Origin of the sequence: Collimonas sp., assembly GCF_044339385.1 — a bacterium.
GTDB lineage: Bacteria > Pseudomonadota > Gammaproteobacteria > Burkholderiales > Burkholderiaceae_D > Collimonas.
Window position 1 is genome coordinate 1 of record NZ_JBIIVN010000033.1, and the last position, 18,995, is coordinate 18,995.

The 18,995-nt window shown below is 54.6% G+C and carries 20 protein-coding genes and 1 pseudogene; 7 read left to right on the top strand and 14 right to left on the bottom strand.

The window, feature by feature from the left end:
* Window positions 1-150: 150 nt before the first annotated feature.
* Window positions 151-504 carry a hypothetical protein gene (locus ACIQ0R_RS04090; protein ID WP_395823916.1) on the top strand — a complete coding sequence of 118 codons (354 nt, stop codon included), beginning with the start codon at window positions 151-153 and terminating at the stop codon, window positions 502-504.
* 192 nt (window positions 505-696) lie between these two features.
* Window positions 697-1,461: a trypsin-like serine peptidase gene (locus ACIQ0R_RS04095; protein ID WP_395823918.1), complete on the top strand. Its 765-nt coding sequence runs from the start codon at window positions 697-699 to the stop codon at window positions 1,459-1,461.
* A 375-nt stretch (window positions 1,462-1,836) separates the two neighbouring features.
* Here ACIQ0R_RS04095 and queC read toward each other — a convergent pair whose 3' ends face one another.
* From queC to ACIQ0R_RS04110, 3 genes are all read right to left on the bottom strand, one after another.
* A complete protein-coding gene (queC, locus tag ACIQ0R_RS04100) occupies window positions 1,837-2,547 on the bottom strand; it encodes a 7-cyano-7-deazaguanine synthase QueC (RefSeq protein ID WP_395823920.1) in 711 nt (236 codons plus the stop codon).
* A 68-nt stretch (window positions 2,548-2,615) separates the two neighbouring features.
* On the bottom strand, window positions 2,616-3,377 hold the full coding sequence (locus ACIQ0R_RS04105) for a DUF3108 domain-containing protein (RefSeq protein ID WP_395823922.1): 762 nt from the start codon (window positions 3,375-3,377) through the stop codon (window positions 2,616-2,618).
* 69 nt (window positions 3,378-3,446) lie between these two features.
* Window positions 3,447-4,622, bottom strand: a complete 1,176-nt coding sequence (locus tag ACIQ0R_RS04110; protein WP_395823924.1) for a DUF3108 domain-containing protein — start codon at window positions 4,620-4,622, stop codon at window positions 3,447-3,449.
* Between the two features lie 170 nt (window positions 4,623-4,792).
* On the opposite strand from ACIQ0R_RS04110, the pseudogene ACIQ0R_RS04115 reads away from it, so the two are divergent.
* Window positions 4,793-6,086 (top strand): annotated as a pseudogene (locus tag ACIQ0R_RS04115) (branched-chain amino acid ABC transporter substrate-binding protein).
* A gap of 49 nt (window positions 6,087-6,135) precedes the next feature.
* Entirely contained in the window at window positions 6,136-6,843 is a 708-nt protein-coding gene (locus ACIQ0R_RS04120) for a PhaM family polyhydroxyalkanoate granule multifunctional regulatory protein (RefSeq protein ID WP_395823926.1), read from the top strand.
* A gap of 35 nt (window positions 6,844-6,878) precedes the next feature.
* On the opposite strand, the gene ACIQ0R_RS04125 is transcribed toward ACIQ0R_RS04120, so the two are convergent.
* The 8 genes from ACIQ0R_RS04125 to ACIQ0R_RS04160 are packed head-to-tail and all read right to left on the bottom strand — an operon-like array spanning window position 6,879 to window position 13,929.
* Window positions 6,879-7,316, bottom strand: a complete 438-nt coding sequence (locus tag ACIQ0R_RS04125) for a nuclear transport factor 2 family protein (RefSeq protein ID WP_395823929.1) — start codon at window positions 7,314-7,316, stop codon at window positions 6,879-6,881.
* Window positions 7,313-8,089: an SDR family NAD(P)-dependent oxidoreductase gene (locus tag ACIQ0R_RS04130; RefSeq protein ID WP_395823933.1), complete on the bottom strand. Its 777-nt coding sequence runs from the start codon at window positions 8,087-8,089 to the stop codon at window positions 7,313-7,315. Before ACIQ0R_RS04130 ends, ACIQ0R_RS04125 begins: the two co-directional genes overlap by 4 nt.
* Before the next feature lie 2 nt (window positions 8,090-8,091).
* The gene (locus ACIQ0R_RS04135) at window positions 8,092-8,634 is read right to left on the bottom strand and encodes a DUF3833 domain-containing protein (protein WP_395823936.1); all 543 of its coding nucleotides are present in this window, start codon (window positions 8,632-8,634) and stop codon (window positions 8,092-8,094) included.
* A 39-nt stretch (window positions 8,635-8,673) separates the two neighbouring features.
* Window positions 8,674-9,918: an MFS transporter gene (locus ACIQ0R_RS04140; protein ID WP_395823940.1), complete on the bottom strand. Its 1,245-nt coding sequence runs from the start codon at window positions 9,916-9,918 to the stop codon at window positions 8,674-8,676.
* The gene (locus ACIQ0R_RS04145; RefSeq protein WP_395823943.1) at window positions 9,918-10,505 is read right to left on the bottom strand and encodes a chalcone isomerase family protein; all 588 of its coding nucleotides are present in this window, start codon (window positions 10,503-10,505) and stop codon (window positions 9,918-9,920) included. Before ACIQ0R_RS04145 ends, ACIQ0R_RS04140 begins: the two co-directional genes overlap by 1 nt.
* Before the next feature lie 15 nt (window positions 10,506-10,520).
* Entirely contained in the window at window positions 10,521-11,789 is a 1,269-nt protein-coding gene (locus tag ACIQ0R_RS04150) for a class I SAM-dependent methyltransferase (protein WP_395823946.1), read from the bottom strand.
* Window positions 11,771-12,595 (bottom strand): DUF1365 domain-containing protein, encoded by an 825-nt coding sequence (locus tag ACIQ0R_RS04155; protein ID WP_395823949.1) that lies wholly within the window; start codon window positions 12,593-12,595, stop codon window positions 11,771-11,773. The genes ACIQ0R_RS04150 and ACIQ0R_RS04155 overlap by 19 nt, the downstream gene beginning before the upstream one ends.
* Before the next feature lie 26 nt (window positions 12,596-12,621).
* On the bottom strand, window positions 12,622-13,929 hold the full coding sequence (locus tag ACIQ0R_RS04160) for an NAD(P)/FAD-dependent oxidoreductase (RefSeq protein ID WP_395823952.1): 1,308 nt from the start codon (window positions 13,927-13,929) through the stop codon (window positions 12,622-12,624).
* A gap of 381 nt (window positions 13,930-14,310) precedes the next feature.
* Here ACIQ0R_RS04160 and ACIQ0R_RS04165 point away from each other — a divergent pair, with 381 nt between their 5' ends.
* Together ACIQ0R_RS04165 and rfaE2 are read left to right on the top strand one after the other, a co-directional pair.
* Complete coding sequence (locus ACIQ0R_RS04165; RefSeq protein WP_395823954.1) at window positions 14,311-15,165, top strand: ferritin-like domain-containing protein; 855 nt, start codon at window positions 14,311-14,313, stop codon at window positions 15,163-15,165.
* A gap of 100 nt (window positions 15,166-15,265) precedes the next feature.
* Entirely contained in the window at window positions 15,266-15,745 is a 480-nt protein-coding gene (gene rfaE2 / locus ACIQ0R_RS04170) for a D-glycero-beta-D-manno-heptose 1-phosphate adenylyltransferase (RefSeq protein ID WP_395823957.1), read from the top strand.
* 76 nt (window positions 15,746-15,821) lie between these two features.
* Here the strand turns inward: rfaE2 and ACIQ0R_RS04175 are convergent, their stop codons facing one another.
* The 3 genes from ACIQ0R_RS04175 to ACIQ0R_RS04185 all read right to left on the bottom strand — a co-directional run bounded on the left by ACIQ0R_RS04175 (window position 15,822) and on the right by ACIQ0R_RS04185 (window position 17,572).
* Window positions 15,822-16,298 (bottom strand): copper chaperone PCu(A)C, encoded by a 477-nt coding sequence (locus ACIQ0R_RS04175; RefSeq protein WP_395823959.1) that lies wholly within the window; start codon window positions 16,296-16,298, stop codon window positions 15,822-15,824.
* A gap of 192 nt (window positions 16,299-16,490) precedes the next feature.
* Complete coding sequence (gene trmL, locus ACIQ0R_RS04180) at window positions 16,491-16,973, bottom strand: tRNA (uridine(34)/cytosine(34)/5-carboxymethylaminomethyluridine(34)-2'-O)-methyltransferase TrmL (RefSeq protein ID WP_395823962.1); 483 nt, start codon at window positions 16,971-16,973, stop codon at window positions 16,491-16,493.
* A 41-nt stretch (window positions 16,974-17,014) separates the two neighbouring features.
* On the bottom strand, window positions 17,015-17,572 hold the full coding sequence (locus ACIQ0R_RS04185) for a ComF family protein (protein ID WP_395823965.1): 558 nt from the start codon (window positions 17,570-17,572) through the stop codon (window positions 17,015-17,017).
* A gap of 298 nt (window positions 17,573-17,870) precedes the next feature.
* On the opposite strand from ACIQ0R_RS04185, the gene ACIQ0R_RS04190 reads away from it, so the two are divergent.
* Window positions 17,871-18,815 (top strand): methyltransferase domain-containing protein, encoded by a 945-nt coding sequence (locus ACIQ0R_RS04190; RefSeq protein ID WP_395823968.1) that lies wholly within the window; start codon window positions 17,871-17,873, stop codon window positions 18,813-18,815.
* The last annotated feature ends 180 nt before the right edge of the window (window positions 18,816-18,995 follow it).

An 18,995-nucleotide genomic window follows, 5' to 3' on the forward strand; every position in this document is an offset into this window, starting at 1 on the left:
AGACACCTCGACAATATTTGCAAGAAATTGAATAGAAATATTCCATGTTCTTGCAAATTCCGCAACCGCTTTTGAGGCATCAGGCCCCGCCAACATTGGGGGGATGGGGTTGTTCAGGGGCGACTAATTAAGCGCCGAGTTTGATCCTGGTTGAGCGTTAAAAAACGGTTGGCAGAAATTTTCCGCCAGCCGTTTTTATTTGCCTGCGGGTTTGCCATCAAGTTATTTGGATTTTCGGCGAGAACTGGTCGTCAGTTGCCGGCGAAAAAAATAGCGCGCTCCTGTCAGGTATATCCCATGCGCATACAGCGCGCCAAACTTCGGGTTCATGCCCCACAAAATGTCAACAGAAAAAATGTGCGGCTTGTGCGGTGGATGGCCCTTGCTATTGCGCTGCTTGTTATAGGCAATCGCCATATTGGCGAGCAGCCGACCACACTTTATAGTGAAAATGCCATGATGAAGCTGCTCAAGCGGGGTAGGTCAGCATCAGCATCAGCATGAATGGGCGTGGGCGAACGTTCGACAATATCTTCACCCAGCGGCTTTGGTGCAACGCCGGCAGAAATTCTCAACGGTGCCTTTGCAATGCTCTACACAGGCGTGCGGTGCCGCGCTGCGCAGCGTTTTGAAAATGAATTGTTCGGCGCTGACGAATGCAAATGTGCGTAAAAGATGCGTCATATGGAGATAAAAATGCGAATCCCAATCCGCTCTTCTCATTCTGTAGAAAATCTTAATCTTAGGAGAGTAATCACCGGCATAGACGATAGGACTCCCGTTGAAAAACTTGCCAAAACTGACCCACTCAAAGTCCTTCATGCCAAGCCGGTTGCCCAGATATACAATAAACATACTAACGTCGCTGGAATCGCATGGCGCGTGGGCGCTGGTAATCACCTTATCACCAATGCACATGTATTATCGTCCGGCAATCCGCGTGATTACACAATCGAATTTAATGATGACAGGGGCAGAGTTGCCGTCGAAGGAGATAAATTACTGGCCTACTCTCCAAGGCAGCAAGTTCAGGTTTACGATCCAGTGAAGCGTGTTATGTCTTGGAAATATACTGGTGCCGGCCTGGATTATGCATTGTTTTCTATCAAGCCTGAACAGTTCAAAAGTGTGGAAAGATTTGGTTATCTCGGCCTGGATGTTCGACAACCTCATATAGGACAAGAGATTTACTTACCTCAATACAACTATGAAAATGATAAAAAGGTAATTTCTATTTATGATGATGCACGCGGTAACCCGCAGGAGCCTTGCAAAATTCGCAATTTCGATCGTTACAATCCGGTGGGTTCGGTACAGTACACATGCGACTCCTTACCAGGATCTTCTGGCTCGCCAGTAATTGACTCCAACACCAACAAAGTCGTAGCACTAAATAATGGCAGGAATGATGAGCAAAAATTAATGTCGCATCAAAGCTGCACGACCTATGGTCGGAAATAAAACAGTTCTTCAATAATCAACTGCCAACCAGCTCTTTTGAAAAACAGATTGCTCCGTTACCGCCGCAAAAATACTTCAATGGCATATTGTATGGGCTCAAAAAAATTCCTGACGTAGGTGAAAAATGGATCGAAGTATGGCAAGGCAACAAAAAATATTTAAAGGGTGATGTAATTCTGCATAAAAAAATATATTCCATTATGCAGAAGACAGGGCTAATAAAAAAACGTATGGATCCCACGTTTTGACCCAAATAATATTTATCAACCCGGTGCTGTGGTTTTACATAAAGGAGAGTTTTATCGGTTGGATATTGTCGATAAGACGACATCATGGCGCCTCCTTCAAAAAAATAAGGTGGATGTCGTCGACGCCTCACCTGCTGCCGGTCCGCGTGAATTGCTGGTAGCCGCGTGCCCGCAACGCGCAAGCCGGGCAGGTGCCGCAGCCATAACCCCAGTCATGCAGCGCGCCGCGCTGGCCCAGATAGCAGGTATGGGTATCGGCGCGGATCAGGTCGACCAATGTTTCGCCGCCGAGGTCTTGCGCCAGCTTCCAGGTTTCCGATTTGTCGATCCACATCAACGGCGTTTCCAGCTTGAGTTGGGTTGCCATGCCGAGATTCAGTGCGACCTGCAACGCCTTCATGGTGTCGTCGCGACAATCGGGATAGCCGGAGAAATCTGTTTCGCACATGCCGCCTACCAGCACATTCAAGCCGCGCCGGTAGGCTACGGTAGCGGCGACTGTCATGAACAGCAGGTTGCGGCCGGGCACGAAGGTGTTCGGCAAGCCGTTTTCCTGCATGACGATCTCGACATCCTCGGTCATCGCTGTCGATGAAATCTTCGAAATCAGGGACAGGTCGATCATGTGATCTGCGCCCAGCTTGTCGGCCCACCGTGGGAACTGCTGACGGATTTTTTGCAACAGGATCGGACGCACGGTCAGCTCAATGGCGTGTCGCTGACCATAATCGAAGCCGATCGTCTCGACCCGCTCGTAGCGCGACAAAGCCCAGGCCAGGCAGGTGGTTGAATCCTGGCCGCCGCTGAACAGGACGATGGCGCCGTTTGGTGTAGTCATAGAATTTACTGTGTCAATGTGGAAGAGGTAATTTTATGCCGCGCCAGAGGCGGCCGCAGCAGAATCCGCTATTTGCCCGCTTTGCCGCTAATTTTTTGCAAGTTTTGTTCGACATAGTCTTTATTCGGATCAGTAAAGCGCAGCCTTACCGGATACCATTCCAGCGATGGTGCCAGCCAGAGATCCAACTGTTGGTCCTTGGCGTCCGGCGGCGGTGCCTTGAAGATATGCACGGTCTCTAGCTCGCCCATCGGCGTGCTGATTTTTTCATTCTTGATAACCTTGAACGTCCAGGCTTCGGCGTCGTGCATGCCAGCGACAAAGAAGATCCAGTCGGAGCCCGGCTTGAATTGCTTCGGCGCGGCGCGTGCAACCGAGATCAGTTGCCAGATGATGCTGGTGCGGTCTTGCTCGCCGCCCTTCAGCGGGTAGCTTGCGTCGGATTCGGAAAACCTGATGGTGCCGTTATCGCGATGAAAGGTCGTGGTGGTGGCCTCCTTGCGAAAACGCTTGTTGACGAATTGGGTTGGCGCCAGGCCGTAATCGTCTATTGCTCCTGCGCTGGATGCTTCGAGTATTTTACCGACAATCATGGCGCGGGTTTCTGACTTGACGCTAAAATTCTTGTCGCCGACTTGCCATTGAACCAAGCCTGCGCCGCTGATCGTCAAACCGCTTTGCTTAGCCTGAATGGCGTAGCTGAGGTCGGCCGATGGAGGTAAGTCAATTTTGTACTTGTTGGTCGGATGATCGGTGTCGGCGGCGGAGGCCGTCAGCATGGCGCCGCTGAGTGTCGCGGCGAGGGACAGGCGGAATAAGATTGATTTCATGGTTTTCCAAAAAAGATGCGGTTTTTCAAGCGCCGAACTTGTTTGTCCTCAGACGGCTTGAAAGAAAATTTAGTTCGCTGCCGCCGCATCGAGTCGCTTCAATTTGGACAGTGACATATCGGTATAGTCGCCGTCGCTTTCGGTAAAGCGTAACTTGACCGGATACCATTCCTGCTGCGGCGCCAGCCAGATATCAAGGCGCTGTTCGTGAGAGCCCGCCTGCGGGATGCGAATCACATGCCATACATCGGTGTTGTTGCCGCTCACGTTGATTTGTTCTTCGCCTACCACCTGCATACGCCATGTTTCGGCATCTTTCGGTCCCGCTACGAACATGTCGATCACGGTGCCCGGCGCGAACTGGCTACTGTCGCCACGGCCGATACTCGCCAGTTGCCATACTACGCTGGAGCGATCCTGCTCACCGCCGCTGCGCGGATAGTTGTTGCTGGAGTCTGAAAAAACGATCTGGTTGAGCTCGCGATGGAAGGTCGTGATGGTCGGTTGTTTGCGGAAACGTTTTTGCGTAAAGGTAACTGGCGCAACGCCGAAGCCATTGATTTCTCCTTCGCTTTTTACATCGAGCACGGTAAAAAACAGTACGCCCGCCTCGAGATTCATGCTGTAGCTACCGCCGTCGGTTTGCCACGTGATCTTGCCGCTGCCGTAGTAATTCTGTCCCTTGTTCAACGCTTCCACATCGTACTTCAACTCCGCCGATGGCGGCGGATTGGTATGGTATTGCTTGCCGGCCGTGGGTTGGGTGTCGAGCGTCGCGACAGCCGGTGCTGCGGCAGGCTCGATAACGGGTGATATGGCGTCGGCGGCGGGCGCAGCGCCTGCAAAGGCCAACGCTGCAGCCATGGTGGCGTCGTCCACCCTGGGTATAACGGTTTCCCTGATCGGCGTATCTCGGATTGCCTCTGGCATTGCTTCTGGCACCTCTTTCACCGGCGCCGGCGCTGACGCAACGGTTGGTTTCCTGTGTGCCGGAGGGCTGATTTTTTGCTTGGGTTTGGCGGTTTGCGGCAACAGCACCGGCTTTTCGACCGGCGGCAGTGGCAGCAGATCGGCCAGTATCACCTGATCTGGTCGATTGACCGGCGTTGAAACGCCGAACTGGCGGCTGCCCCAACTAATCAGCAACACGTGCAACAGGACTGTCAGCGCCGGTACCCACAACCAGCGGCGACGGCTGGTAAGGCGGTAGTCTGCGGTAGACGGAGTGACGGAGGAAGACGGCATGCCGATAGTGTAAACGTATCTGTCGTGATTGACCCGACAATATTCTGGCAAATGCGGTAAACCACGTAAAATATTGTATTCCCATCAAAGACTAATAATCGTCGATGTTTCATCTCCCACGTCATGCTGTTACTGCCGCCGTGCTATGCGGGTTGACGCTGTGCGCTGCTATGCCTTGTGCAGCCGCCGCTGCGTCTGCCACTGCTATCGCATCTGCCAAACCTGAAGTGGCTAATCCGGCACCCATCCGGCTTGGCATGATTGAGGGCATGTCCGGGCCGTTTGCCAACGCCGGCGAGGCGGTGGAGCGTAATATCCGCTTTGCGGTGGAGCGTAATATCCGCTTTGCGGTGGAGCGGGTCAACGCGCGCGGCGGGGTGCGCTTGCCGGATGGTCGTCATCCGCTGGCGCTGTCGGTGTTCGACAGCAAGCAGGGTGTCGAGGATGCATTGTTGCAATTACGGCAATTGACCGACCAAAAAATCCCGTTTGTGCTTGAGGGTAATAGTTCGGCGGTGGCTGGTGCGCTAGTCGAGGCAATCAATAAGCACAACGCCCGGACACCCGACAATCGCGTGTTGTTTCTGAACTACTCGGCGGTCGATCCGGCATTGACCAATGAAAAATGCAGTTTCTGGCATTTTCGTTTCGATGCCAATGCTGACATGCGCATGCGCGCATTGGTTGAAGTCATCAAAGACGACCGTCAGGCGAAAAGCGTCTACCTGATCGGTCAGGATTACAGTTTCGGCCAACAGGTGGCCAAGGCCGCACGCCGTCAGCTGGAGGTGGCGCGGCCGGGCATCAAGATCGTCGGCGATGAGTTGCATCCGATCGGCAAGATCAAGGATTTTGCGCCCTACATCGCCAAAATCCGCGCCAGCGGGGCCGATACGGTCATTACCGGCAACTGGGGCAACGATCTGACCTTACTGGTCAAGGCCGCCCGGGAAGCCGGCCTGCACCTCAAGTTCTACGCCTTCTATGGCAACAGCCTGGGGGCACCGGCCGCCATTGGCGGCCGGTGTCGGCACGGTGCGCGCGGTTGCTGAATGGCATTCGAATGCGCATCTGCATGTTGCAGATGGTGCTCATAACAGCGCCAGCGATGCGTTTTATCGCAGTTTCCGCCAGCGTTATCCGCAACCAAAAGATGACTATCTGTTTTTGCGGATGGATGTCATGATCGACATGTTGGTGGCAGCCATCGAGAAAGCCCAAAGCACCGATGCGGTGGCACGGGCGTTGGAAGGCGCGCATTACAGAAGTGCTTTCCACCAAGCCACCATGCGTGCCGACGATCACCAACTGATCCAGCCGTTGTGCGTCGCCGTGATGCAAAAGCTTGCCGATGGCGGTATCCGGTTTGATAATGAGGGTAGCGGCTACGGCTTCAGGACCGAGCGTTATCTGGCGCCGGCGGCAACGGCAATCCCAAGTATTTGTAAGATGCAGCGGCCTTGACCGGTGTTGCAGATGGTGGTGATGCGAGCTCTTTCTGAAGGAGATTGTAATGAGTCATTCAACTATTCCAGGAGTCGATGCGATGCAGGACAGTCTCGAATTTATCAAGAAGATGTGGGGCGGCATGGGCGTGCCCGGTATGGTCGTGCCGACGTTGTCGGTCGATGAAATCAACAAGAAAATCACCGATCTGAAAGCAGTCGAGTCATGGCTGAACTTGAATCTGAATATGTTGCGTACCACGATCCAGGCGCTGGAGGTGCAAAGCGCAACCTTGAGCGCCCTGCAGGCGATGGCGGCAGTCAGCCAATCGAGTGCCGATAGCCGGGACGGCGTTGCGGATGAGGCGGCGGCAAGCGCCTGGGCCATGCCGCCCGGATTCCCGTTTTCGTTTATGACTGCTGGACAAAGTGCCGATGCCGAACCAGTGGCTCCGCAAGCGCCGCAGTGCGAGCCGACGACCGCTTCGCCTAACGCTGAGAATGCCTCGGCGAGAGCCGAAGCGGCGGCCGCGGGCAATGCAAATGCCTGGTGGGATTTGTTGCAAAACCAGTTCAAACAAGCCGTCAGCAGCGTGGTGGCGACGGAGAAGGCGGCCGAGCAAAAAAACGCAAAACCGGCGACAAAGCCCGCAGCAAAAACTCGCCGCAAGGCTGCCGACAAGCCGGTTACTAAGGCCGCTTCGAAACCCGTTGTCAAGAAAGCTAGTGGTAACGCGGCGTCACGCGCACGCAAGACTACAGCAGCTGTCAAGTGATGGCGATGCTGCCAACGCCGCGTTCAGTGCTGTTTTTAGTTGCGCGCGGCGCGTTTCAGCACCCGCATCAGGCCGCCCAGCAGCGGCAGTTTTTCATACAGCTCCTCTGCTGCATCCCAATAGTCGCGGTGATAGCTTACCAGGCCGGCATCGTTGAATTGCAAGTGCGTAGCGCCGCGTATGGCTTGCTCGGCGTTTGAAAAGCGTTTCATCCGGAACGTGAAATTCCAGGTCAGAAAAGCGTTCTGGCTTTCTACCGTTTGGCTGGTGACAACGAAGCGTGGAAAATCTACCTGTACGAACATATGGGCAAAGATACGATTGATTTCGGCCAGTCCGCGGACTTCATTGAACGGGTCCTTGAACCAGGCGTTGTCGGCGTAAATCATCGGTATGTCGGATAAATTATCCTGCGACAGATTTTCAAAAAAATCCACGACCCGTGATACGTTCTGATGTGGTGTGCTGCTCATAATCCGGTTACCTTGTGGATCAATGCAAAATAGGCGCGATACGGCAGCAGGCGAGCCAGTCGCAACCAGGTGGTGAAGCGTTTCGGGAAGTGCAGGTGGAAATCGCCCCGTTCCAGACCTTTCACCAGTTCCGATGCCGCGTCAGCGGCCGGCATCAGCGCCGGCATCTTGAAATCGTTACCGGCTGTCAGCGGCGTATCGATAAAGCCGGGGTTCACCAGGTACACACCGATGCCGCGCGGTCTCAGATCTAAGAACAGGCATTCCGCCAGATTGATCAGCGCGGCCTTCGATGGTCCATACACCAGCGCTTTCGGCAAGCCGCTATATCCTGCCACCGAAGCGACGATGCCGATCGCCCCTGTGCCTTGTTTCAGCAGAACAGGCAGGGTCGCATCCAGGCAGTTGAATACGCCATGCAGATTGGTGGCGAGCAGGTGATTGGCAATGTTCAGATCGAAATTATCGGCGCGCATTTCGTTGTAGGCACCGGCCACAATCAGTATCAGATCGATTCCGTGCCACTGTTGAATGATCACATCGCGCGCCGCCGTGATGCTGCTTGGGATGGTGATATCCAGCGTCAATTTCAGTGCATCGGAATAATCTTGGGCGAGCTTTTCCAGTGCGTCCGTCTTGCGTGCGGATAAAGCGACCCGAGCCCCCTTACGCAACAGCAGCAGCGCAGTCTCGGCACCGATTCCGCTCGATGCGCCAATAATCCAGACGCGCAGGTTACGCCACTCCTTGATGGGCGGGTTCAGAGGTTTCATCGTTACTTTTCCTGACCGCGTTTGCTGAACGATAACGTGATATCGCCCAGTTTGATGCCATATTTGCTCATCACGGCGTGATTGAGCATGATCTTGTTATTCATCAGAATCATCCAGTCGTCGAGTGTAACGTTGATGATCTTGCCATCGACCGGCAACGCCAGGACATAAGCCCAGTGCAGGGTATTGCCACCCGTGTGGCCGATGGCGGTGCCGACAATATCGGCGGCACTGCCGCTGAAAGTATTGGGGCCGGTTTTCTTGATGGTCCAGATGCGTTGCTGGGTGGTGCCGTCGGCGTAGGTGAAATGTTCATCCAAGGTCCCGGTATCGCCTTCCCACTTGCAATCGATCACCACGGTGAGGCGTTTGACCACCTTGCCCGAGCGGTCTTGAAACATGCCCCAGGCATCGAGCGTGCCGTTGAAATATTCCCGCATGTTCAAGACCGGTTTTTGATCTGCGTAATAGGACGGCTCGACTGTCGTGCTGCAGGCTGTCAGCAACATGGTCAGTGCGAGTAAAGTGCTTTTTAGCCATTTCATGATTGTCGCTCCAGAGGTCGATGTGATTTTCGATTTGATTCAGATGTCAGCCACAGGCGCTCGCCACAACATCAACGCGGCAAGTAATTTGAGGGCGCATGGCAGCAGTGCGTAAGCGCATGACAGGGCTTCCACGCCAGCGTGGTTTGCACTGCCCGGGAGGTATCCCAGAAACTGTAGCATAGGCAGGGCAATTCCCGCTGCCAGCGCCAGGTTCATTTTTGTGCCCCAGTTCCAGATGCCAAAATAGGCGCCTTCCTTTTGACCGCTGTGCCCTGCCTTTCCAATGACGGCTGCCAGCAGTGCCGGCGGCAAAGCCAGGTCGGCGCCCAAGGCGATCCCTGACAGCGCGCAAATAGTCGCAAAAGGCAGCAGATCGCCGGCAGACAAGCCGTAAGCCCGGATAAAGACGCAGATTGTCAGCAGCATTGCGATGCGCCATGCGCGCGCTTCGCCATACCGTCTGGCCAGCAAATACCAGCCTGGCATCGACGCCGCGCCGGCGACGAAGTACAGCACCAGCAGCGGACCGCCGTAGGCAGCAAGCTGCAATCGGTCATCGACAAAAAACAGGAACAGCGTCGCTGGAATTGCCGAGGCAATGCCATTGAGCATAAAGATCGCAAACAGCCAGCGAAAGCGGTTATTGCGGAATGGCTCGAATGCAGCAACGGCGGCAGAGTTGGGTTTGACTGCGCTTACCAGAAGCGGGCGCGGCGCACTGCGCAGAACCAGTGCGGTGGAAAAAAGAATGAAGGTAAAGATCAGAGGCAGCCATTGCAAGCCCAGCGTACCCGGCAAAATAGCAGCAAGGATAACGCCTAACAGACCGCAGGCTTCACGTGTTGCCGTCAGGCGGCTGCGCTGGGTCTGGCTTTGGGTTAATGCCGCTCCCCAGCTTTGATGGGCGATGGTCGCCATGCTGAAGCCAAGGTATACCACCAGTAATGTACCAAGCAGCCATGCAAGCGGAAAATTTGCCGCGATTGTCGGCGGCAACAGCAGACCGCTCAGGCCCAGCACTAAAAACGGTAGCGAAATATTCACGGCCTTGCCGTAACGATCCGCGCTGGCGGAGCGGTCTAGCCAGCTGCCCAGGGCCGGATCGAGGAACGCATCAAACAGGCGAGCGGCAAGCAATATGCCGCCGATCGCCGATAGCGACAGGCTGAAATGCTGGACATAGAAATGCGGCACGTAGACGTATACCGGCAGCGCCACCAGCGCCAGCGGCATGCCGAACAGGCCATATGCCAGCAGTGTCTGGAAGCGATATGTCTCCATCAACGCTGCTCGGCGTTGGCGAGCAATTTCTTGCGTAATGCCGGGGCGCTGGTTTTCGGGCTGAGCCAGATGGAAAAAAAAGCGTGGGCAAACTGCAAGTCGGCAATCTCGCCGAGCGCCTTGCCGTCATAGAAAAAGCGCGCGCCGTAATTGGGGATAAATACCCCGGTGATGTGGGTGCCTTTGACGACATTCTTGAACACCCCTTTCATCTGTAACAGCCAGCGATCGTAAGAGGCGTCGCTGAAGCCGCCGATTTTTTTTATCTCCTCAATGCTGGCTTCGGCAATTTTTTCGCCATTGAGGGAACGCGCATATTCCAGATCGAGCGCAAAGGGCGCTGTGTCAGGGTTGCTGGCCTGATAGTCTTGAGATCCGACCCAGAATTGCGCATCGTAAATCAACAAGCCGAACCAGCGGAAGCTTCCCTGGCCGGCAAGGCGCGCCTCCGGTATCGCTTGTTCGATGTGCGGCGGAGCAATGCTGCGCGCATCGAGCGCATCGCTGGTGTTTGCGCTGGCAGTTCCCATGCCCGGCATGGTCAGCAGCAATCCGAAAAACAATCCGAAACACAATCTGATCGGCATGAGTGCCTCATTGGATTAAATTTTTTGTAAAGTGAACTGCGCGACATTGATGCTGCCTGCGCGGAACCCCGCTTCGCAATAAGCCAGATAAAAATCCCAGGTGCGCAGGAATCGATCGTCGAATCCTTGCGTCAGCAGGCGCGGCAACTGCTGTTTGAAGGCTTGCCGCCACTCGGCCAGGGTGCGCGCATAGTCTATGCCGAACAGCAGCGTGTCGACGACCTTCAATCCATGCTGTTCGGCGTTGCGGCAAAACACCGACGGCGAAGGCAGCATGCCTCCCGGGAAAATATATTGTTGGATGAAGTCGGTGCTTTTGCGATAACGCTCGAACAATTCGTCGGCGATCACGATGCTTTGAATACACGCCCGTCCCCCCGCCTTCAGATTGCGCGACACGCACGAGAAATAGCCGGGCCAGTATTTCTCGCCAACCGCTTCAAACATCTCTATTGATGCGATCGCATCGAACTGGCCGTCGATATCCCGATAGTCTTGCAGCAGCATCTCGGTGCGGTCGACGACACCGGCTTGCTGCAGGCGTTGATTGGCGAACTGCAGCTGTTCGGTCGACAGCGTCAATCCCGTCACATGCGCCCCCGCTTCGCGCGCGGCGATTTCTGCAAAGCCGCCCCAGCCGCAGCCGATCTCCAAGATACGCGCACCTTTTTCTATGTCGAGTTGTTTGAGAACACGATGGTATTTGGCCAACTGTGCTTCTTGCAGATTTTCGACGTGGCTGTCAGAAAACAGTGCGCTGGAATACGTCATCGAAGGGTCCAGCCACAGCTGATAGAAGTCATTGCCGATGTCGTAGTGGGCGTGGATATTCTTGCGGCTGCCGGCCTTGCTGTTGTTGTTGAACAGATGCTTGATGCGGTATAGCAGGTTGCCCCACCAGGTACCGTAGATGACCGATTCGACCGTCTGCCGGTTGCGGACAAACAGTTCAATCAGGCCCGGCAGGTTGTCAGTGGTCCAATGCTTGTCGATATACGTTTCGGCAAAGCCGATATCGCCAGATTTAAGCGCGGCGTGGCAAACGTCCCAGTTTTTCAAGGTCATCGTCAGTGGCCTTGGATGCTGGTCGTCGAGCTTGCCGAAAGTCGCACTTTGACCGTCCAGGAACTGCATGGTCAGTGCGCCATGCTCAAGCTTGCCGAGGATTTGCAGGATGAACCTGGCCTGAGCCGGATAGGCGTCGGTTGATAGCGAGCCGGTATCCGGATGAAGGTCGAGTGCGTTTGAGTGAGTGGAGTCGTAATTCATCTTGTTAGTTCGCATCTTGTCACCTCGCTGGATGGCGGAATGGGTTTGCTGAAAAAGGGAGCGTGCTTGAGCCACAACTTGAGCGCTTGCCAATGAATCTTCAGCATCACGCCGAAAGTCATCAATGGATATGCCAGCATGGCACGCGCGATTGTGCGATTGGAAATGGATTGCGTTTTCGAGGAACTGCCGCAAATGCTGGTAATGAGCAGCGGGCCGTCATCATCGTCGTATTCGATGCGCGCTGTGGTGTGCTCGTATTGCTGCTGGTCAGCCTTGCGTTCGGCACGCATGAAGCGGAAGCGATAGTTGCCTTCAACCCGGCAGAATGGCGACACATGAAAAACCTTGTTGGCGCGTAATTCAAGGCCGAACGGCATGCCGGTTCCGTTAGCTCCTGCCAGCAGGTAGCAATGTTTCTCACCAAATGTATTGCGCACTTCGCATAACACTGCCCGCAATGTGCCATCGGCGCGATGGCAAAACCAGAACGAAACCGGATTGAATACGTAGCCTAAGACGCGCGGAAAGGTCTGCAGCCAGATCTCGCCATCGGCATCATGTACGCCTTCCGTGCGCAATAAGCCGTCGATCCACGCTAGCGGTGCTTGTTTGCCATCGCCGTAGTCCTTGTCATGAAACGACAAAATATTGAAACGGTTGCGCGAAAAAAAGCGGTTGTTGAAGCCGTCGGCGGCAAGCGCGCGCAGTGGCAGCCGCAAATAATAAACGCCATAGCTAAACGCATTGCGTTTGGGCTTCAGGCGCAGATGACGCACTGTGCCGAAACACAGTTGAGGTTGTTGTGCGGGGAGTGGCATGGCAAATCCGGGGACGGGCTCTGGAATCAGGCGGCCATGCCGCGCAGATCTGGCGCTGTGGCGGCGACGCGCTGAATTGCTTGCGCTACGGCTTGGCCCGATTTCAAACCGTCCTCATGGAAGCCATAACCAAGCCAGGCACCAGCAAACCAAGTGTTGCGTTGTCCCTGGATGGCGGCGAACTGCCGTTGGGCGTCAACGGCGACGGCATCAAATACCGGGTGCGCATAGTCGAAACTGTTGATCACGGTCTCCGGTGCCGGCGCTTCTATCGGATTCAGTGAGACGATCAGCGGTGTCTTAAACGGCAGCGGTTGCAATTGGTTAAGCAGATAGTGGACGCACACTTGTTGCTCTTGCCCCCCGGAGCTTTGATAGTTCCATGCCGACCACGCTTTACGCCGTTGCGGCAGCAGCCTGGAGTCGGTGTGCAGCACCGCCCGGTTGGGCTGATAGCTGATCGCCGCCAGTAACCGAGCCTCTTGTCCTGTTGGGTCTTGCAAAATACGCAAGCTTTGGTCGCTATGTCCCGCCATCACCACATGGTCGAAGCGGTGGCTGCCATCGCTGGTTTCGATGTGAACTTTCGGGGTCCCGCCATGGTTGCTGCGCGATACCGCCATGACCGGCGTTTGCAAATGCTTGTACGGAATCGCGGCTAGCATTTTCTCGACGTAATGACGGGCGCCGCCCTGCACGGTGCGCCATTGCGGCCGATTACTGACCTGCAGCAGACCGTGGTTATGGCAAAAACGGACAAAACTGGAAACCGGGAACTCCAACATTTGCGCAGTAGGACAAGACCAGATACAGCCAGCCATCGGCAATAAATACCAGTCGCGGAATTCCTTGCTGTAATGCTGTTTTTGCAGGAACGTCCCCAGCGATGTCAGTCCGGCGTTACCGCTCAACGCTAGCGCGGTTGCTTGGCGATTGAAGCGCAGGATGTCGCGCAGCATGCGCAGGTAGCGCGAGCTCAACAGATTGCGGCGCTGGGCAAATACGCTGTTCAGGTTGGAGCCGGCCCATTCCAGCTGACGAGTGCCGTTCGCGGCGGGGATCGGCATCTTCACCGAGAAAGACATGTCAGTTGCCGAAGTGGCAATGTCTAGCTCGTCGAAAAGCTTGACTAGTGTCGGATAAGTGCGATGGTTAAAGACCAGAAAGCCGGTATCCACACCGCAAGTTTTGCCTTCCAGCGTGACATCGACAGTGTTGGTATGGCCGCCAAAGTAATTGTTGGCCTCATACAGGGTGACATGCTGTCCTGACTTGGCAAGTCTGTATGCACAAGACAGTCCTGCGATACCAGAGCCAATGACCGCGATTTTCATCTGCTTACTTTCGGCTGAAAAGATCATTTGTTGAAAGCCTCTTAGCGGGGCACTTAAAGAATAGACAAGTGGGCGTGTATTTTTTATACGCTGAGAAGTAAAAAATGGATTCAAGAGACGCGGTCAAAAGCAGCGATACACATCAAGAATTTCAGTGTGGAAATATAACAATATTTCGATGATTGAATCCGAACTTTCTGAATAGCGTAAAAAAGCATGATGGTAAAAAATCTGCTGTCTGACTCAGTGCTCGGCCTGATAGCTTGGTCTTGTTGTAATTTTTGCTACTCCCGGTAAAAATTTGTTGGCTACTGGTTTAAAAACAAGGATGTAACAATTTCTTGGTAAAATCGGGTAGTTAACTCACTTGCTAAGGTATGTATGCTGTATCCAGAATTGTTTAAATCGCTTGAACAAGTCCGCTGGAACATGGAGACCGATATTCCATGGGACAAGTTTGACGCCGCCAAATTATCCGACGAACAAGCTCAAACTATCCGCATGAATGCGATTACGGAATGGTCGGCGTTGCCCGCAACTGAGATGTTTTTGCGTGATAACCACGGCGATAGCGATTTTTGCGCATTCATGTCGGTCTGGTTTTTTGAAGAGCAGAAGCATTCTCTGGTGCTGATGGAGTATCTGCGCCGTTTCCGCCCAGAACTGGTGCCTACCGAAGCCGAGCTGGACAACGTGCGTTTCGAATTCGACCCGGCACCGCCGCTGGAAACCCTGATGATGCATTTCTGCGGCGAAATCCGCCTTAACCACTGGTATCGTTGCGCCTCCGACTGGCACACCGAACCGGTGATCAAGCAAATCTACAAAATCATCAGCCAGGACGAAGCACGTCACGGTGGCGCCTATCTGCGTTACATGAAGAAAGCCTTGTCCGAAGTCGGCGACAGTGCTTCCGCGGCATTTGCCAAAATCGGCGTGCTGATGGCATCGGCGCGACGCACTGAAAAGCCCTTACATCCTACCAATCTGCACGTCAACCAGTCCCTGTTCCCCAATGATACGGTGCAGAGCCGCTTGCCCGATCCTGAGTGGCTGGAACGCTGGCTTGACGAGCAAATCAAGTTCGACGGCGTGTGGGAAAAGAAGGTTGTCGACCGCATCTTGCACAACATGTCTTTGTTGTTCGAGCGTACGTTCGATACAGTGCAGGAGCTGAACCGCTACCGGAAGGAGGTCGTCGCCCGCTTGGCGGTCAAGCCCGCTGAAGCAGTGTGATGATTGTGGCGTCAGCTCTGGTTTACGCCATGTTATTACCGACGAGATCAATCGATTCAATCCAAGCCGCAAAGTTGTTGCGGCTTTTTTCTTTATTGTCATGCCCAAATTTGAAACCAAGCTTTCCACTCGCGCCGAACTCAAGGCACGCGTTGCTGCTTTAGCGCAGCCAGTAGTGCTGACCAACGGCGTGTTTGACATCCTGCATCGCGGTCACGTGACCTATCTCGCGCAGGCGCGTGAACAAGGGGCATCGCTGGTCGTGGTCGTGAATACCGATGCCTCGGTAAAACGCCTGGGCAAAGGCGATGATCGTCCGATCAACACCTGCGCCGATCGCATGGCGGTGTTGGCCGCACTGGAAGCGGTCAGCCTGGTAGTTGAGTTTGATGAAGACACTGCACTCGAAGTAGTGCAAGAAGCGCAGCCCGGCGTCTACGTCAAAGGCGGTGACTACCAGATGGATGCGATTCCCGAAGGGCGGGCGGTGCTCGCCTACGGCGGTCAGGTAGTTGCAATCCCTTTCCAGCATGACCGTTCTACCAGCAAATTGCTCGACAAGGTGCGTCAGGGTTCGTGATGGTTCGACAACTTCGTCATTGGGACGGCAAAAAAGCGCGAAGGTCGCGCTTTTTTTATGGTTAGACTAATTTCAATCAGTGCTGGCGTGCGGTTTCGCGCTGTTTGCCGCTCATATCGCCGACATGCACCGATACCTCGATATTGCCGGCTTTCTGGAAGGTCAGCGTCATCGGAAATTTATCTCCGGCCGCCAACGGCTTGGTCAGACCGATCAGCATGATGTGGATACCGGTACCAGGCGTCATCGTGATCTTGCTTGCAGGTTTCAGCTCGATTTCACCAATCTCTCTCATTTTCATGATGTTGCCATCCATCGACATGGTATGAATTTCGACGCTTTTTGCTGCCGGAGAACTGACACCGATCAGTTTGTCGGTTTCCTGGCCGGTATTTTCGACGCTCAGAAACGCCCCGCCGCTCGCCTGGCCAGGCACCGTAGCACGCGCGTAAGGATGGCCGATGTGCAGCTTGCCAAGTTGGTATTCTTGCGCGTGGGCCGCAATGCTGAGCGCCAGCGCGCAGAAAAACGGGAAAACGAAACGCAAAGACATGATGTTCCTTTAAGAGGATAGGGCAACTACGAACAGTAGATATTCGTCGGTTTGGTCTTGTTGCAACTGCTGTGTTTCGGTCGGGCGCGCAAACGTGGCCCGTGAAGTTGGCATCTGCGCCGGCCGATTATAGCAATAGACAACGCGCATTGCCTCAAGGTAATCAGTGCAATTCGTGTAATCCGTCTTTTATCATGCCCCGCCGCAATAGCCGTTTTGACGCCATGCTTCATACACCACCACGGCCACCGTGTTGGACAGGTTAAGGCTGCGGTTGTTAGGGCGCATCGGCAGGCGGATACGCTGCGACGGCGTAAAGGATTCACGTAGCGCAGGATCAAGGCCGCGCGTCTCAGAGCCAAACACGAAGACATCGCCGGATCGGAATTCCAGGTTGGCAAAGGGTGTCGAGCCGTGGGTCGTCATCGCAAACATCCGGCTTGCGTCATAACTGCCTGCGTTACGCATGCTGGTCACGAAGGCATCCCAATTTGGGTGCACTTTCATACTGGCATAGTCATGATAATCCAGGCCGGCGCGACGCATTTTCGTGTCGTCCAATGGAAAGCCGAGCGGCTCTATCAAATGCAACTGCGCGCCGGTATTGGCGCATAAACGAATGATGTTGCCGGTATTTGGTGGGATTTCCGGTTCAACAAGTACGACGTGGAACAACTTGATTCTCCTTTATAGATAAACTGATACGCAAACCAAGGCTACGGCGTCCTGGCAAAGACCAGGTTGGTGACGCGACTAGCCCCCGCGCTGCGCAGGGTCCGGGCAAACTCATTCAACGTCTCGCCGGTAGTCATGACATCGTCAACCACGCCGACATGACAGCCGCGTATCTGTTTAATTGCCTCTGGTTGCACAATAAACGCCCTGCGCAGATTGCGGCGCCGCTGCAACAGGTCGAGTCCATGCGACTGCGGCAACGTATCGCGCTGCCGTCGCAGCAGATCGTGTTGCAACGGCAGTTTCAGTATGCGCGCTAACGGTTTGGCGATTTCGAGAGCCTGATTGAAGCCGCGCTGTTGCAGCCGCGAGGCGCTCAATGGGACTGCCGTCAATAACTCTGGCAGCACCGTATCGCCAGAGCCGGCCATGACTTGTTGCTGTGCCGCACGCGCCAGCATTTCTGCAAACAGCGGAGCCAACGCCAGCCGCCCGCCGAATTTTAGCGCTAACACCAACTGGTCAATCGGAGCAGCATAATCGATGACCGCGATAGTGTTGTCAAATGCGCGCGGTTGCTTGAGGCATATTCCGCACAATGTGGATGCGAGAAGCGTCGGGTTCGCGCATTGCCGGCAACGGGGCGGGCCCTTCGTAAAATAGTGTTGACGGCAACCGCCGCAAATTAAGTGCGCGCCGGTGGTGCCGCACAATGCGCAACATGACGGCAGCCCCGCAAGGATTCGTCCTAGCCGTTGCTGGGGCCATCGGTATAGTTGGGCAAATAACAAGGTGCTGTTCCCGTTCCGTGTAAGTGGGTGTGGCAGCCAGCCTACCGTTAATCAAGCGTGTAAACTACTGCCGATTATCGCATTTCATCTTACCAGCCGGATTCCGATGCCTACTCCTTCTCTACCCTCCGAAGCCAATCAAAGTGCGCCGATCGATTTACGTCGGGTGCGCCAATTATTCTCGAGAACTGAACTGGTGCGTGAGTCCGAGTTCATGCGCCGTGAAATTTCCAGCCGCATGCACGAACGTCTTGCTCTCGTAAAACTGGTTCCGCAGCGTGTGCTGGATGCCGGTTGCGGCACTGGCCCGGATATATATACATTGCAGCAGCGCTTCACGGAAGCTTCGGTGCTTGGCCTGGATGCTTCTGCCGCCATGCTGTCGGTAGCAAAAAAACAGCGTCAAGGCGCGCAAATGTCAGTCAATCGCCTGTTAAAGAAGTGGCTCCCGTTTACTGGTGGCGCCGACGAACAGGCCACTGCTCTGATTTGTGGCGATTTCGCACAGTTACCTCTGGGTCAGAACTCGGTCGATCTGGTCTGGTCCAACCTGGCGCTGCACTGGTACCCACAGCCTGATCGAGTATTCGCCGAATGGCGCCGCGTGTTGCGAGTAGATGGCTTGCTGATGTTCTCCTGCTTCGGCCCCGACACTTTCAAGGAATTGCGCAATGCGTTTGCCGGTATCAGCGGTGGCGCCCACGTATTACCGTTCGTCGATATGCACGATTTCGGCGACATGCTGGTTAATGCTGGTTTCTCGACACCGGTTATGGATATGGAAACTATTACAGTCACTTACGATACCGTCGATAAGCTGCTTGCAGATGTCCGCGCCTGGGGCGGCAATCCATTGGCGACCCGCGGTCGTGGCTTGCTCGGGCGCGCCGCCGGGAGAGGCTTGCGGGCGGCGCTGGAGGCGACCCGCCGCCCCGACGGTAAGCTGCCGCTCACCTTCGAGATCGTCTATGGCCACGCCTTCCGCCCGGTACCCAAGACAACTGGTAGCGGCGAGTCGATCGTGCGCTGGGATTTAGGTAAAAACAAATAAATAAAAATATTTTAAAGAATTTGAATAAAAGTACTTGCGGGGTTTGTAGGGGATTGCTATAGTTCGCCTCCCGTTGAGAACGACGCGAAATAAAACGAAACAGCAGCAAGAAATTGGGGCTGTTTTTAGCGAAGTGGGAACGAAGAATTAAGTTGTAAATGAGGTTGTAAAGTTAGTGTT

Coding starts and splice junctions, on each gene's coding strand:
- ACIQ0R_RS04095 (WP_395823918.1), top strand. CDS start 697: ATGCGAATCCCAATCCGCTCTTCTCATTCTGTAGAAAATCTTAATCTT.
- queC (WP_395823920.1), bottom strand. CDS start 2,547: ATGACTACACCAAACGGCGCCATCGTCCTGTTCAGCGGCGGCCAGGAT.
- ACIQ0R_RS04105 (WP_395823922.1), bottom strand. CDS start 3,377: ATGAAATCAATCTTATTCCGCCTGTCCCTCGCCGCGACACTCAGCGGC.
- ACIQ0R_RS04110 (WP_395823924.1), bottom strand. CDS start 4,622: ATGCCGTCTTCCTCCGTCACTCCGTCTACCGCAGACTACCGCCTTACC.
- ACIQ0R_RS04120 (WP_395823926.1), top strand. CDS start 6,136: ATGAGTCATTCAACTATTCCAGGAGTCGATGCGATGCAGGACAGTCTC.
- ACIQ0R_RS04125 (WP_395823929.1), bottom strand. CDS start 7,316: ATGAGCAGCACACCACATCAGAACGTATCACGGGTCGTGGATTTTTTT.
- ACIQ0R_RS04130 (WP_395823933.1), bottom strand. CDS start 8,089: ATGAAACCTCTGAACCCGCCCATCAAGGAGTGGCGTAACCTGCGCGTC.
- ACIQ0R_RS04135 (WP_395823936.1), bottom strand. CDS start 8,634: ATGAAATGGCTAAAAAGCACTTTACTCGCACTGACCATGTTGCTGACA.
- ACIQ0R_RS04140 (WP_395823940.1), bottom strand. CDS start 9,918: ATGGAGACATATCGCTTCCAGACACTGCTGGCATATGGCCTGTTCGGC.
- ACIQ0R_RS04145 (WP_395823943.1), bottom strand. CDS start 10,505: ATGCCGATCAGATTGTGTTTCGGATTGTTTTTCGGATTGCTGCTGACC.
- ACIQ0R_RS04150 (WP_395823946.1), bottom strand. CDS start 11,789: ATGCGAACTAACAAGATGAATTACGACTCCACTCACTCAAACGCACTC.
- ACIQ0R_RS04155 (WP_395823949.1), bottom strand. CDS start 12,595: ATGCCACTCCCCGCACAACAACCTCAACTGTGTTTCGGCACAGTGCGT.
- ACIQ0R_RS04160 (WP_395823952.1), bottom strand. CDS start 13,929: ATGAAAATCGCGGTCATTGGCTCTGGTATCGCAGGACTGTCTTGTGCA.
- ACIQ0R_RS04165 (WP_395823954.1), top strand. CDS start 14,311: ATGCTGTATCCAGAATTGTTTAAATCGCTTGAACAAGTCCGCTGGAAC.
- rfaE2 (WP_395823957.1), top strand. CDS start 15,266: ATGCCCAAATTTGAAACCAAGCTTTCCACTCGCGCCGAACTCAAGGCA.
- ACIQ0R_RS04175 (WP_395823959.1), bottom strand. CDS start 16,298: ATGTCTTTGCGTTTCGTTTTCCCGTTTTTCTGCGCGCTGGCGCTCAGC.
- ACIQ0R_RS04190 (WP_395823968.1), top strand. CDS start 17,871: ATGCCTACTCCTTCTCTACCCTCCGAAGCCAATCAAAGTGCGCCGATC.